Source organism: Halovenus aranensis (genome assembly GCF_900100385.1).
Lineage (GTDB): Archaea > Halobacteriota > Halobacteria > Halobacteriales > Haloarculaceae > Halovenus > Halovenus aranensis.
The window spans coordinates 1-12,188 of record NZ_FNFC01000016.1; the positions used below are offsets into that span (position 1 = coordinate 1).

General features: G+C 62.3%; 13 protein-coding genes and 1 pseudogene. 12 read left to right on the forward strand and 2 right to left on the reverse strand.

What is annotated here, in order from left to right; all coding sequences use genetic code 11:
* Positions 1-227 (reverse strand): annotated as a pseudogene (locus tag BLR34_RS14310) (IS4 family transposase); the annotation flags it as partial.
* A gap of 205 nt (positions 228-432) precedes the next feature.
* On the opposite strand from BLR34_RS14310, the gene BLR34_RS14315 reads away from it, so the two are divergent.
* From BLR34_RS14315 to BLR34_RS14370, 12 genes are all read left to right on the forward strand, one after another.
* Positions 433-627, forward strand: a complete 195-nt coding sequence (locus BLR34_RS14315) for a cold-shock protein (protein ID WP_092704245.1) — start codon at positions 433-435, stop codon at positions 625-627.
* Positions 628-758: 131 nt separating this feature from the next.
* Complete coding sequence (locus BLR34_RS14320) at positions 759-1,193, forward strand: DUF5778 family protein (RefSeq protein WP_092704247.1); 435 nt, start codon at positions 759-761, stop codon at positions 1,191-1,193.
* A 184-nt stretch (positions 1,194-1,377) separates the two neighbouring features.
* On the forward strand, positions 1,378-2,700 hold the full coding sequence (gene hemA / locus BLR34_RS14325; RefSeq protein WP_245683231.1) for a glutamyl-tRNA reductase: 1,323 nt from the start codon (positions 1,378-1,380) through the stop codon (positions 2,698-2,700).
* Positions 2,701-2,747: 47 nt separating this feature from the next.
* Entirely contained in the window at positions 2,748-3,026 is a 279-nt protein-coding gene (locus BLR34_RS14330; RefSeq protein ID WP_092704249.1) for a 4a-hydroxytetrahydrobiopterin dehydratase, read from the forward strand.
* Between the two features lie 66 nt (positions 3,027-3,092).
* The gene (locus BLR34_RS14335; protein ID WP_092704251.1) at positions 3,093-4,271 is read left to right on the forward strand and encodes a DUF3179 domain-containing protein; all 1,179 of its coding nucleotides are present in this window, start codon (positions 3,093-3,095) and stop codon (positions 4,269-4,271) included.
* Entirely contained in the window at positions 4,271-4,894 is a 624-nt protein-coding gene (locus BLR34_RS14340) for a hypothetical protein (protein WP_245683232.1), read from the forward strand. The genes BLR34_RS14335 and BLR34_RS14340 overlap by 1 nt, the downstream gene beginning before the upstream one ends.
* Before the next feature lie 77 nt (positions 4,895-4,971).
* On the forward strand, positions 4,972-5,637 hold the full coding sequence (locus BLR34_RS14345) for an HAD family hydrolase (protein WP_092704253.1): 666 nt from the start codon (positions 4,972-4,974) through the stop codon (positions 5,635-5,637).
* A 44-nt stretch (positions 5,638-5,681) separates the two neighbouring features.
* The gene (locus BLR34_RS14350) at positions 5,682-6,035 is read left to right on the forward strand and encodes an Hsp20/alpha crystallin family protein (RefSeq protein ID WP_092704255.1); all 354 of its coding nucleotides are present in this window, start codon (positions 5,682-5,684) and stop codon (positions 6,033-6,035) included.
* Between the two features lie 15 nt (positions 6,036-6,050).
* On the forward strand, positions 6,051-7,802 hold the full coding sequence (locus BLR34_RS14355) for an ABC1 kinase family protein (RefSeq protein WP_092704362.1): 1,752 nt from the start codon (positions 6,051-6,053) through the stop codon (positions 7,800-7,802).
* 52 nt (positions 7,803-7,854) lie between these two features.
* On the forward strand, positions 7,855-8,229 hold the full coding sequence (locus tag BLR34_RS14360) for a translation initiation factor IF-5A (RefSeq protein WP_092704257.1): 375 nt from the start codon (positions 7,855-7,857) through the stop codon (positions 8,227-8,229).
* A complete protein-coding gene (locus BLR34_RS14365; RefSeq protein WP_092704259.1) occupies positions 8,229-9,032 on the forward strand; it encodes an arginase family protein in 804 nt (267 codons plus the stop codon). Before BLR34_RS14360 ends, BLR34_RS14365 begins: the two co-directional genes overlap by 1 nt.
* A gap of 147 nt (positions 9,033-9,179) precedes the next feature.
* Positions 9,180-10,340: a midas domain-containing protein gene (locus BLR34_RS14370; protein WP_092704261.1), complete on the forward strand. Its 1,161-nt coding sequence runs from the start codon at positions 9,180-9,182 to the stop codon at positions 10,338-10,340.
* A gap of 96 nt (positions 10,341-10,436) precedes the next feature.
* Here BLR34_RS14370 and BLR34_RS14375 read toward each other — a convergent pair whose 3' ends face one another.
* On the reverse strand, positions 10,437-12,170 hold the full coding sequence (locus tag BLR34_RS14375; RefSeq protein ID WP_092704263.1) for a helicase C-terminal domain-containing protein: 1,734 nt from the start codon (positions 12,168-12,170) through the stop codon (positions 10,437-10,439).
* Positions 12,171-12,188: the final 18 nt, after the last annotated feature.

Consider the following 12,188-nt stretch of genomic DNA (forward strand, 5'->3'; position numbering starts at 1 on the left):
GGCGTCAATCGCTGATAGAACCCGCCAGGAGAGAGTGTCTTGTCCGCTGTGTTGTTGTAGCTACGCCGAAAGCCAGCCAGTGTTCGGCTCTCGCCTGCGGCGAAGCCGAACACGAATGACCATACAAAGGCAGGCATCTGCAGTTTCCCATCCCGCTCGACCACGCCGAGTTCCTCGGCGTGCTCTTCGAGCAGATCAGATGGAAAAAGCGTAGTGAGTCGACGCATTATTCTCGATGAGGAGGTTTTGGTGTGCACAGCCTTTCCTCCTCATTCCTCTCAAAAAGACGCCTCGATAAGCCGCTGCTGTCTCGTTGTTTTTCGCTTAGCTAAAGACAGATGGAGTTTTGTGTTAAGACACCGCGAGACGGGCGCAAGCAGGTTCTACCGGACCACAGCCTTTTAATACATCCACCACGTCAGAACAGTTGCAATGGCAGAAGGTACGGTTGATTTCTTCAACGACACTGGCGGCTACGGTTTCATCGACACAGAAGATGCGGACGAAGACGTGTTCTTCCACATGGAAGACGTCGGCGGCCCTGACCTCGAAGAAGGTCAGGAAGTCGAATTCGAGATTGTCGAGGCCGACAAGGGCCCCCGGGCGAAGAACCTCGAGCGCCTGTAAACGCGACCAGCGGTATCGCTCTGGTTATCCAGAACCACCGCAGGTGTAGTTAGCTGCTGCCTTGCAGTAGCTTATACTCTCCTGCTTTCTCAAATCGTGACCCCTTTCCACAGCGGCGCGTAGATTCAGGTATGGACAAAACACTGGACTCGAATCTCACACGACGAGCGTGGGAACTGTTACAGCCCGGTGACATCGAACTCGACGGGCTGGTCGTTTCGACAGCACTGGCAAACGAAGAGGAGCCAGAGATGCACCAGCAGACAGTCGAAATTGGCGACGTTATCGCCGACCACGCCGGCTACGACCCGGCCGAGACGTTCGTCTACTCGGGAACCGACGACTCGGAGTTCGCATCGAACCAACACCAGGGGTTGACACTCGACGACGAGACGTTCGTCTGGGAGTGTCAGCAACTCTATCGGGACGGCTCGTTCGACATCGTCTTCTATTTCGAGGCGAGTATCGACGCCGAGGGACTGCTCGCGACGCTTCGCGAGCGCTCGTTTGAGGTAACATACGTCCACGGAGAGCCAGACGACCCGGCAGACGCCGTCGGGCTGTGACGGGAGGCGTTTTCACCTGCTGGGAGGACGCGAGATTTTTAAACCGACGCAATCCTGAGACGCGAGTAGTGACTGAGATGGCGTGCACGCGCAGTCTGTTTCGCCGCGTTTGGAAGGCTTTAGATAGCAGGAGATGGAACCACCGAAAAGTAACTGTGGTCGAAGCTCAATCAGGTGACAGGCCGTGACAGGGCGAGGGCTCATCGTCGGGTCGAGCGTGTCACACCGCGAGGCATCACTGGAGCAACTCGAGGCGGCGACCATCGAGAGTGACGCTGCCACGGTCGAGGCGCTGCTGGCCGAGCCGGGTGTCGACGAGGCGCTCGTCCTCCAGACCTGCAACCGGGTGGAGGCTTACGTCGTCGCCGCGGACGAGCAGGTCGGTCAAGAGGCACTCGACTCGTTTCGCACCACGACAAAAGCCCGTGAGATGGGACACGAGGAGAGTATCCGTCACCTGTTCCGTGTCGCCGCCGGCTTGGAGTCGCTCGTGGTCGGCGAAGACCAGATTCTCGGACAGGTCCGGGAGGCGTACGAGACTGCGCGGGCCGAGAACGCCATCGGTCCGGTACTCGACGACGCCGTCAGCAAAGCGCTCCGGGTCGGCGAGCGTGCACGCACAGAGACGGCAATCAACGACGGCGTCGTCTCGGTTGCCAGTGCCGCGGTCAAACTCGCCGAGGAGACACACGGACTGGCAGATACGACAGCGGCGGTCGTCGGCGCCGGCGAGATGGGGTCACTCGCTGCAGAACATCTCGATGGAGCGGTCGACCGACTGGTGCTCGCCAACCGCACCGTCGAACGCGCCGAGCACCTGGCCGACTCGCTGGAAGCGGCCGAAACGACCGTCGACGTGGCCGGTCTCGACGACCTCCCGACGACGCTTGCGCCCTGTGATATCGTCATCTCGGCGACCGGCAGCACGGACTGGGTGCTAGAGCCAGCGGCCTGTCGCGGCCTCGAAGAGACGTTCGTGGTCGATATTACGCGACCACGGGATATCCCGCCGGCCGCCGACGAGATGGAGCACCTCCGGGTGTACGACCTCGACAAGCTGGAGACGGTCACCGAAAAGACCAGACAGATGCGCCACGAGGCTGCCACTCGTGTCGAAGACATCATCGACGAGGAGTTCGACCGTCTGCTGACCCAGTACAAGCGCAAACGAGCCGATACAGTCATCTCCACAATGTACGAGAGTGCAGAACGCATCAAGGCAAACGAGCTCGAAACCGCGTTCAGGGAAGCCGACTTCGACGCCGAGCAACAGGCCGTCGTCGAAGCGATGGCCGACGCCATCGTCAATCAACTGCTCGCTGCGCCGACCAACAGCCTCCGAGACGCTGCAGAAGACGACGACTGGTCGACGATACACACAGCCCTGCAACTGTTCGACCCGAACCTCGAAGACGGACCTCCCGCGTTCGTCGAGGAGATGGATTTCGAGGAGATTCCCGAGGGAGTCAAACAGCAACTGCTGACCGGCCTCGAAGCCGACGATTAAACGGAGCCGAACTGTTTTGAGGGTGGCTGCCCTTGGTAGTTGGTGGAATGGCAGACCTGCTTTCAGACGATGAAATCGACGTACAGCTCCCCGAGGAGTGGGACCGCGAGGGCGAGGAAATCGTCAGAACCTACCAGTTCGATTCGTATCTCGACGGGGTCGGCTTTGCGGCTGGTGCGGGCGGCGTCGCCGAAGACGCCTGGCACCACCCGGAGATAACACTCACCTACGGTGAAGTTGAGGTCCGTTTGACGACCCACGACGCCGGCGGTATCACGGCCAACGACATCGAACTGGCCGAGCGATTCGACGACATCTACGAGTGAGTCGGTCGTGTCACGGTGACACACGACCGGGTGTGGTTTAATCGTCGTGACAGTCAATAGCAACGTATGCGAACGAAGTCTCGACGGGCTTTTCTGGCGGTAGCAGGCGCCGCCGCACTTGCAGGATGTACCGACGGACTCTCCGGCGGGAGTGAGTCGGCCGGCGAGGACGGCGCGTCCGGAAGCGAGGCGTCGACTCCCACCCACGGAGAGGAGCCACCCACCTCGGCCGGGAACAACGCACAAGACGGCGGCGGCGAGCAGTCGTCGACTGGGCCAGGAGACGTGGCGATGCCGCTGAGCGAGTCTGCAGTGTCACTCTCGTATGAGTTGCCGGCGCTGTCAGCGGACGCAGTCAGCGGCGGGCCGCCCAAAGACGGGATTCCGTCGATCGACGAGCCGAGCTTCGACGACGCGGCATGGGGTGACGAGAATATAGACCCGGCTGACCCGGTGTTCGGTGTCACATACAACGGCGTGACGAAGGCATATCCACAGTACATTCTCGTCTTCCACGAGATCGTCAACGACACGTTCGACGGAGAGAACCTCGCCGTGACCTACTGTCCGCTGACCGGTAGCGCGCTGGGTTTCGAGCGCGGCGACGTCGAGTTCGGCGTGTCGGGCCGACTGGTCAACAGCAACCTCATCATGTACGACAGGGCGACTGACTCGTGGTGGCCACAGATTCACCCCGTCAACCCGGACGGCGAACTTCAGGGCCAGAAGCTATCGGAAGTGCGGGTGACCTGGACCACCTGGGAGCGCTGGCGAGACACACATCCAGAGACGAACGTACTGACCGAGGATACGGGTTCGGTCCGGCGCTACGGCTCAGACCCGTACGGTGCGTACAACCCCCGTGGCGGCTACTACGAGCAGGATGGAACGCTGTTTGGACCGCGCCACGAGAGCGACGAGTTCCACGCCAAGGAGGTGTTTCTCGGCGCACGAACAATCGACGGAAAGGTCGCGTTCAATAAGGATACGCTCCGGCAAGAACGTCTGCTCGAAACGACGGTCGGGGAAACCCCGTATCTCGCGGCCCATCACGAGGCGCTCGATTCGGCGTGGGTCTATCGCAACACCGAGGAGGCGTCAGTAACAGCGGTCACGGACGGCTACGAGGGGCCAGACGGTGCTGTACACGCCGCCGACGAGTTACCACTGGAATCGGTCAACGCCTTCGACGTGTTCTGGTTCTCGTGGTACGGATTCTACCCGGAGACGGAGGTCGTCGCTTGATGTCGGGAAACACGCCCACACGAGCGCGCCTCAGGGCGATTCCGGCAGCGGCCAGACGCCAACTTCGAAACGTGGGGCGTGTCTCGTTCGGTCTGTTCAGGCGACGAGACTCTCGGGTGGTCTTTGCAGTCGTCACAGTCGTGTATCTCGGTACGTACCTGTACGCAATCACCGACATCGCTATCGACACCTCGGCCGGATTCAGCTACAGCATGCCGGTTGCGGACCCGCTGGCGCGGATGTTCGAGCCCGGCCCGGGACAGTTCAGTTACGAGGCTATCGCCTTCATCGAACTCGGCGTCATAACGTGGGTTTTCTCCCCGCTCAACACGGCACTGGGGCTCGGGATTGCTACCCTCGTCGGCGTGAACCTCGCCGTGACCTATCTGGCGGTCACCCAGCCCGCGGCCTGCGGTATCGGTGCCGGAAGCGGCGTCCTCGCCTCATTGCCCGCGCTGCTCGCCGGCGGTGCCTGCTGTGGGCCTGTCGTCGCTATCGCGCTCGGCATCCAGATGGGTGGTGTCCTTCTCACGGTGTACAGCTGGCTACTCCCAGCAAGCGTCGTGTTACTGCTGTCGAGTCTGGTCTACGTTAGCCAAAAAGTCGACCCGACGGCGGTTTGAGACGCGTCAGTGGGCGGAATAGTGGACCGAGCAGACACAAGGTACTTATTTTCTCCGTCACCTACAGACGAAGCCCGATGACCCGTGCCGGCTACGACTTCTGGCTGCTCGACCTGGACGGAACGCTCGTCGACATCGAGCAGCCGTACATTTACGAGGTATTCGACACGATTGGAACGCGGCTCGACGTTACCTTCACCGACCGCGAGTCGGAGCTGGTCTGGTACGGTATCGGCGAGGCGCGAAACGACCTGCTCGCCGAGAAGGGCGTCTCGCCGGAGCGGTTCTGGAACGTGTTCCACGAGGTCGAAGACCCGGACCGACGCACGGAGGCGACCTATCTCTACGACGACGCGTCGACGCTGGTTCCGTCTCTCTCCGGGCCGGTCGGAATCGTGACACATTGCCAGTCACACCTCACCGAGCCGGTGCTGTCGGCGCTGGATATCGGCGACTGGTTCGACACCGTCGTCTGCTGTACCGACGAAACGGGCTGGAAGCCCGACCCACAGCCGGTCAGAAAGGCAATGGACGACCTCGGGGTCGGGGCCGGGCAGGACGGTGTCTTGGTCGGCGACGACCCGCAGGACATCGGCGCTGCACGGAATGCTGGCCTGGAGGCAGTGCACGTCCGTCGGCGCGCCTATGACCGGCTCGCGCCGAGCCTTCGAGACGGCGGCGAATTCTCGTCGATGGGGGCCGACCGGCGCGTCGCCTCACTCGCCGAGCTCGCGAGCGCGTAATCGACACCGGGGGGTTTTTCGCTCCCGGGTCCTAACTGTCAAATATGTCAGCGCTCCGCGAGGCGTTACGGGAGCTCCCGGACGCCGTTTTCGGCGACGTACTGGAGAGCGACGACGCGTACTTGCTGGTGCTCGATTTGCCCGGCACGACGCCGGACTCAGTCGAGTTGTCCGTCGAGCGCGGGCTCCTCGAAGTCACAGCCAGCCGTGACCGGATGGCCCCCGAAGGGTTCGAGCGCGTCGTCGATGGGCGTGAGGACGAACTCTCCTTCGAACTACCCGTCCCGATGGACGCGACCGGGCGCGACGCCGAGGCGTCGATCGGCGGTGGCGTGCTCGAACTCAAACTGCCCAAACAGGCAGCGTCAACCAAGACGACCATTCCCGTGACCGAATAGCGAGGTGTGGTGTCGGTGAACCTCCGAGCCTACCGGCGGTTCGTGGTCGTTGCGTGGCAGTTCCTGCCGCTACTCGTCGCGTACGCCCGAGACCGCCGGCGGTTCCTGCTGTTTGGCAAGTCACGGAGTGTGAGCGCAGAGCAGCGACGCAAGCGCGCGACGAAGCTGCTCGACTCGCTAATCACCCTGGGGCCGACGTTTATCAAGCTCGGCCAGTTGCTCTCGACCCGGCCTGATATCCTGCCCCCGGAGTATCTGTCCGAGTTCTCCCGCCTGCAAGACGACGTTCCGCCGGCCGACTGGGCGGAGGCAGAACGCGTCATCGAGGCGGAACTCGGGCCAGTCGACGAACAGTTCGACGAGTTCGACACCGAGTCAATAAGCGGGGCGAGTCTCGGACAGGTGTACGTCGCTCGACTCGACGACGAGCCGGTCGCAGTGAAGGTCCGCCGCCCCGATGTCGAGGAGCTAGTCGAGGCAGACCTCAGGGTCATCCGCTGGTCGTTGCCGCTGTTGATGCGTTTTGTTGACGAGGCGCGGTCGTTCTCCTTAGAGACGCTCGCCGACGAGTTCGCCAAAACGATTCGCGAGGAGATGGACTACGAGCGCGAGGCCGAGATGCTGACCGAGATTCGGGAAAACTTCAGCGACGACGAGAACGTCCGCATCCCAGATACTATCGAGAGCCACTCGACTGGTCGCGTGCTCACGATGGAGTACGTCAACGGGACGAAAATCTCTGACCTCGACCAGCTCGACGACAAAGGTCTGGACCGCTCGGAGCTGGCAGAGCGGCTCCAGCGGACCTATCTGCAGATGATAATCGACGACGGCGTCTTCCACGCCGACCCCCATCCGGGGAATCTCGCCGTCGCAGACGACGGGACCCTCGTGTTCTATGACTTCGGCATGAGCGGCTACGTCGACCCATTCGTCCAGGACCGCATCGTCGACTTCTACGGCGCGGTCGCCCGCCGAGACATCGACGCTATCCTCGATTCGCTTATCGAAATCGGGACGCTCTCGCCGGAGGCCGACCGTCAGCTGATGGCCGAGGTAGCTGAAATCGCCATCCAGGACGCAAGCGGCGAAGAGGTCGAGCAGTATCGCGTCCAGCAAATCGTCCAGCAACTCGAAGACACGATTTACGAGTTCCCGCTTCGCCTACCGCCGAACCTGGCGCTCGTCTTACGGGTGGCGACCGTCGTCGAGGGAGTCTGTGTGACACTCGACCCCGAGTTCGATTTCATCTCTGTCGCGACGACGTACCTCGGCGAGCAGGGCTACATCGAGGAGGGTGTGCGCGAGTACATCAGTGACCAGGGCGAACAGCTCCGCGAGTCGACAACCGCCGCCGTCCGCATCCCGCCAAAACTGGAGTCGGCGCTCGACCGTATCGAACGCGATAGCGTCCGGGTCACGGCCGAACTCGACGACGACCGGAACTACTTCGATCTGCTCGCAAAGCGAATCGTCCTCGGGCTGTTGATGACAGCGACGGTCGTCTCGGGCACCTTGCTGTATGTCGCCGAGGCGTTCCTGTTGAGTGGCGGGTTCGGCGCAGTCACGCTCGCTGTCGGGGTGGTGCTGTACCGGTCGTTCACGAAATCGCGGACCCTGCGTGGCAAGCCGCAGTTCACGCGCCAGCGGATGCGCCAGCGCGAAGAGGAACGCGACGAGGACGCCATGGGGCCGGCGAGCCTGGGCGTGCCTTCGACAGAGTCCGAGAGCGTCGACTCGCCGATTCTGGACGGGACAGAGGAGTAACCCCCGACTCCATTCCAAACCGTTTATAGTTGCAGGTAGATAATCCCGCCACATGGCAAAACAGCAGACAGAAGTGCGAGAACTGGACGAGGGAAGTTACGTCATGATCGAGGACGTGCCGTGTAAGATAACGGGCTACAGTACCGCAAAACCCGGAAAGCACGGCAGTGCAAAGGCGCGTATCGAGGCAACTGGAGTCTACGACGGGCAGAAGCGGTCGCTCTCCCAGCCGGTCGACGCGAAAATCTGGGTGCCAATCATCAACCGCAAGCAGGGTCAGGTCCTCGACGTGCGCGACGGAGAGATTCAGGTGATGGACCTCGAAACGTACGATAACTTCGTGATGCGGGCCGAAGACACCGAGGACCTCGCACCCGACGACGAAATCGAGTTCCTCGAACACGAGGACCAGCGAAAAATCGTCTGATGTTTCCCGGTGCGGTCACGGACAGGACAGACGCAGAGTACGCTGTCGTCGGTGCACCCCTCGACGTATCGACGACGTTCCAGCCGGGGACGCGATTTGGTCCTCGGCTGCTCGAACACGTTGCAGAGGCATTTTCCGATTACGACCAACACACCGGCCAGCAGTTTACCGACTTGAACGTCTACGACCACGGCCCGATTCGGCCGGGCGACGATGCCGCCGAATTTCTCGACTTTCTCCGGGGAACGGTCTGGGATTACCGCCAAGACGGCACAGTCCCGCTGCTGGTCGGCGGCGAGCATACCGTCACTGTCGGGGCACTGCGGGGTATCGAACCGGACGTGTACGTCTGTCTCGACGCCCATCTCGACCTCCGGGAGTCCTACAACGGGAATCCACTCAGCCACGCGACAGTCACCCACCACGCCCTCGATATCGTCGACAGGGTCGTCCTGCTCGGCGCGCGCGCCGGGGGCAAAGCCGGCTGGGAGCGGGCCGAGCGCGACGAGCGGGTGACGGTCGTCCCGCCCGAAGACGTACCCTCGTGGGAGCCATCGTTCGACAGCGAAGACGCCTACCTGAGCGTCGATATCGACGCAGCAGACCCCGGGTTCGCGCCCGGAACTGGAACTCCCGAACCGTTCGGGCTCGACCCGCAGACGATGCACCGGGTCGTCAGGACAGTTGCACCCCACTGTGTTGGGTTCGACACGGTGGAGGTGAACGACCGCGACGACGGCCAGGCGGCGACGCTGGCTGCGAAACTCCTCCGCGCGTTCGTGTTCGCACACGCTGACGGCTGAGACCTGCGATTGCTTTCGTGTTCTAGTGACAGATGCACAGTGACGCGGCTCGTAACGCCGGTTTGAGGGTGACCTTTCGGTAACGGCTCGCGGTACCCACTGTGACCTGGCGCTGGGTTTTTACTGTGACGACGCGCTCTTTAGGGTATGACACATCTATCGTCGTGTTACTTCTGTGGAGACGGGCTGGAGACGCCGGTACAGACGTACGAACTCGCGGACGGCACGACAACCGTGTCGCTCTGTCGCACTTGCAGAGAGAAACTCGAAACCGTCATAGCGGCGGCCGGGGCCGTGCCACCGACGCCAGCGACCGCCCCTGAAACGGGTTCGGCAGCCGAGGACGACGTATCTGGCAGCGACAATCCAACAGAACAAGCCAACGGCAAAGAGACTGAGACCGACGAGACACCGTTCGAAGACGACCTCTCCTCGCTTGACGAGGAGACACCGGGGGGCAACGAGACCCCGAGCGGGGCGGAGACGACTATCGAAGAGGAGACGGTCGTGGCAGAGACGACTGTCGAGGAGACGGTCGACGAAACCGAAGACACAGCGGAGGCTGTCAGCGCCCAAGCGACCGAGCCTGTCGGTACAGACGATGCAGTCGACGGTGTCGAGGAGCAGTCGGCCGGGTCCGAGCCAGGGACTGCCGACGGTGACGAGATGTTCGATTTTGAAGACTCGAGCGACGACGCGCTGGCCGAGGAGACGCTCGAACCAGAGCTGGATAACGGTGCTGACCTCGACGACCCACTAGAAGGCGAGGAACTGTTCGCAGAGGAAGAGTCGCTCAAAGAAGAAGCAGACGACTCACTCGGGACAGAGATGGGCGATGACTCTCCCGAGGATAACCCGACTGCAGCCGAAACGGGCGAGGTGACCGACGACGACCCGCTGGCCGGAGACTCAGTCGAGACGGACAACGAACCAGCAAGCGACGACACGGCAGACGGACCGACCGACAGTCCTGCGCCCCGGGAGTCGGCCGAGACGCCGCCCGAGGAGTCGACCGATAGTCAGCCGGGGACCGGGGAGCCAGCGTCCGAGACCGGCAAAAACGGTGGAAATCGTGCCGGCAAAGAACACGACACTCCCGCAGAGACGACGATATCCGCACTGGAGTACAACAGGGTGATGCGAATGTTACAGAATCGTAACTTCCCGGTCGACAGAACCGAAATCGAGGTCGTAGCGGCCAACGCCTACGACCTCGCCGAATCGGAGTGTGCACAGGTCATCGACCTGGCGGTCGACCGCGGGCTGTTAGAGGAACGAGACGGGGAACTGTACCGGCCAGACGACTGAGACTGATGTTGCGGTTATGCTGACAGTACAGGGAGATAGCGACGTGTCACGCATTGGACCACGCCGAGATAGGAACACAAAAGATTCGGTAGCGCGCTACTCGCCCCAGACATCGGACAGCGGGTGGTCCTGTGTTCTGTCACTCGTCGACCGGGAGTGGTGGTGCGGGAACGACTGCCGGCTTTCGGTGTCGCCGACCGCCCGGTCGGGAGAGAATGCAGGGAGGTCGGGGCGCTCCATCCGGTCGACTTGCTCGGCAAACCAGTCGGGCATGTCGGTTCGGGCGCGCTCGAAGAGATCGAGCAGCGACGAATCACCGAGATACGTCGCGCCGAAGTCGTCGGGCGAGCGGACGACTCGGCCACAGGCCTGGATGACGGTCCGGAGTGCAGTCCGGTAGTACCAGCCCCACTGCCCGTCTTCGAGCCGACGAGCAACACGAGAGTCTCGCGTGTTCGGATACGGCGCTTTACACAGGAGTTGCCAGCGACAGAGCTCGCCCTCCAGGTCGAGGGCTTCCTCCATCTTCACCGAGAGAAAGACCGCGGGGTCGTCGCTGCGCTTCCAGGCCGCCAGCTGGCCGTCACGGTCGTCTTTATCGTGACTTCGAATCCGGGAGCCGACGCCGAACTCAGAGAGAAGTCCCTCCAGGCGCTCCTGTATCGCATACGAGTGACAGTGGACAAGCCCCTTCTCGTCGGCGTGGCGCTGCATAACTCGAAGGAGTATGCGAGCCATCGCCGGGAGCGTCTCGTCTCGTTTCTCGTAGGTCATCTTCCCCTGTGTCACGTCGTACAGCGGTCGGTTCTCGACCGGGAACGTGTGTGGAACGTCGACCAGCGCGACGTTTGCGGGGTCGAGACCGACACCCGCACAGAAGGCTTCCTTGCTGAGTATCGTCGCCGACAGCAAGACGAACGTCCGCCCCCGGTCCCAGACAGTGTGTTTGAGATAACGCTCGGGGTTCATCGGCTTGACCGTTACCCGCGTGCCGTCGCCGTCGGGCTGGTCGACGACCCACGTCGTCGAACTCTCGGGGTCTTCGTACTCCTCGATGAACCACGACAGCTCCGAGCGAAGCTCTGTCAGGCGGTCGCGCTTTGCGACTTGCTCGGGCGTTAGCTCGGCGTTGCCACGGAGCGACTCGAGGCCACGGGTACAGATAGTCGTCAGATACTGCGCGTAATCGACAGCATCGTCGAGGTCGTCGATCGTGCCGGGTTTCACGTCGCTCCAGGGCGGCACCGTCTCGGGACCCAGGTCGATAGCCGCGTACATCTCGGCCCAGTCGCCGAGTCCGTGCGCCTCGTCGATGACGACGACATCGCGCATCCCGAACACGTCCGAGCCAGCGGTCTGCATGAAATACGCGAGTGTCATCGCGGCAATAGAGCGGTTCGCGGCGATAGCGCGGTCCGAGAAGTACGGACAACGGTGTTTGACCTGGCAGTCGAACTCGCGTTCGCGGACACAGGGGGCGCGATTGACCGGTGTGTCCGTCTCCCCGGGGAGGATACAGCTGTAGTTGTTCTTGCCTCGAATCACGTTCAAGTCCTCGAGCAACGAGTCGCTCGCCACGTCATCAAGCTGTGAAACCTGTGGCGTCGTGTAGTAGGCACCAATCGGCTCCTCTGGGCCGACCTCGGCGGGCGTCGCCGCACAGCCAGCGACGGCACGGGCGAGTAGGGACTTGCCGCTGCCGGTCGGTGCCCTGACGAGGACCACATCGTTGTCGGCCGCCAGCGCATCCTGAATGTCTGCAAGCGCCTGTTGCTGCGCGCCGCGGTAGCTCGGCGCCGGAAACTCCTCGAAGATACGCGACGGGTCCACGGTGATACTGGTGGCTGG

Coding starts and splice junctions, on each gene's coding strand:
- BLR34_RS14315 (WP_092704245.1), top strand. CDS start 433: ATGGCAGAAGGTACGGTTGATTTCTTCAACGACACTGGCGGCTACGGT.
- BLR34_RS14320 (WP_092704247.1), top strand. CDS start 759: ATGGACAAAACACTGGACTCGAATCTCACACGACGAGCGTGGGAACTG.
- BLR34_RS14330 (WP_092704249.1), top strand. CDS start 2,748: ATGGCAGACCTGCTTTCAGACGATGAAATCGACGTACAGCTCCCCGAG.
- BLR34_RS14335 (WP_092704251.1), top strand. CDS start 3,093: ATGCGAACGAAGTCTCGACGGGCTTTTCTGGCGGTAGCAGGCGCCGCC.
- BLR34_RS14340 (WP_245683232.1), top strand. CDS start 4,271: ATGTCGGGAAACACGCCCACACGAGCGCGCCTCAGGGCGATTCCGGCA.
- BLR34_RS14345 (WP_092704253.1), top strand. CDS start 4,972: ATGACCCGTGCCGGCTACGACTTCTGGCTGCTCGACCTGGACGGAACG.
- BLR34_RS14350 (WP_092704255.1), top strand. CDS start 5,682: ATGTCAGCGCTCCGCGAGGCGTTACGGGAGCTCCCGGACGCCGTTTTC.
- BLR34_RS14360 (WP_092704257.1), top strand. CDS start 7,855: ATGGCAAAACAGCAGACAGAAGTGCGAGAACTGGACGAGGGAAGTTAC.
- BLR34_RS14365 (WP_092704259.1), top strand. CDS start 8,229: ATGTTTCCCGGTGCGGTCACGGACAGGACAGACGCAGAGTACGCTGTC.
- BLR34_RS14370 (WP_092704261.1), top strand. CDS start 9,180: ATGACACATCTATCGTCGTGTTACTTCTGTGGAGACGGGCTGGAGACG.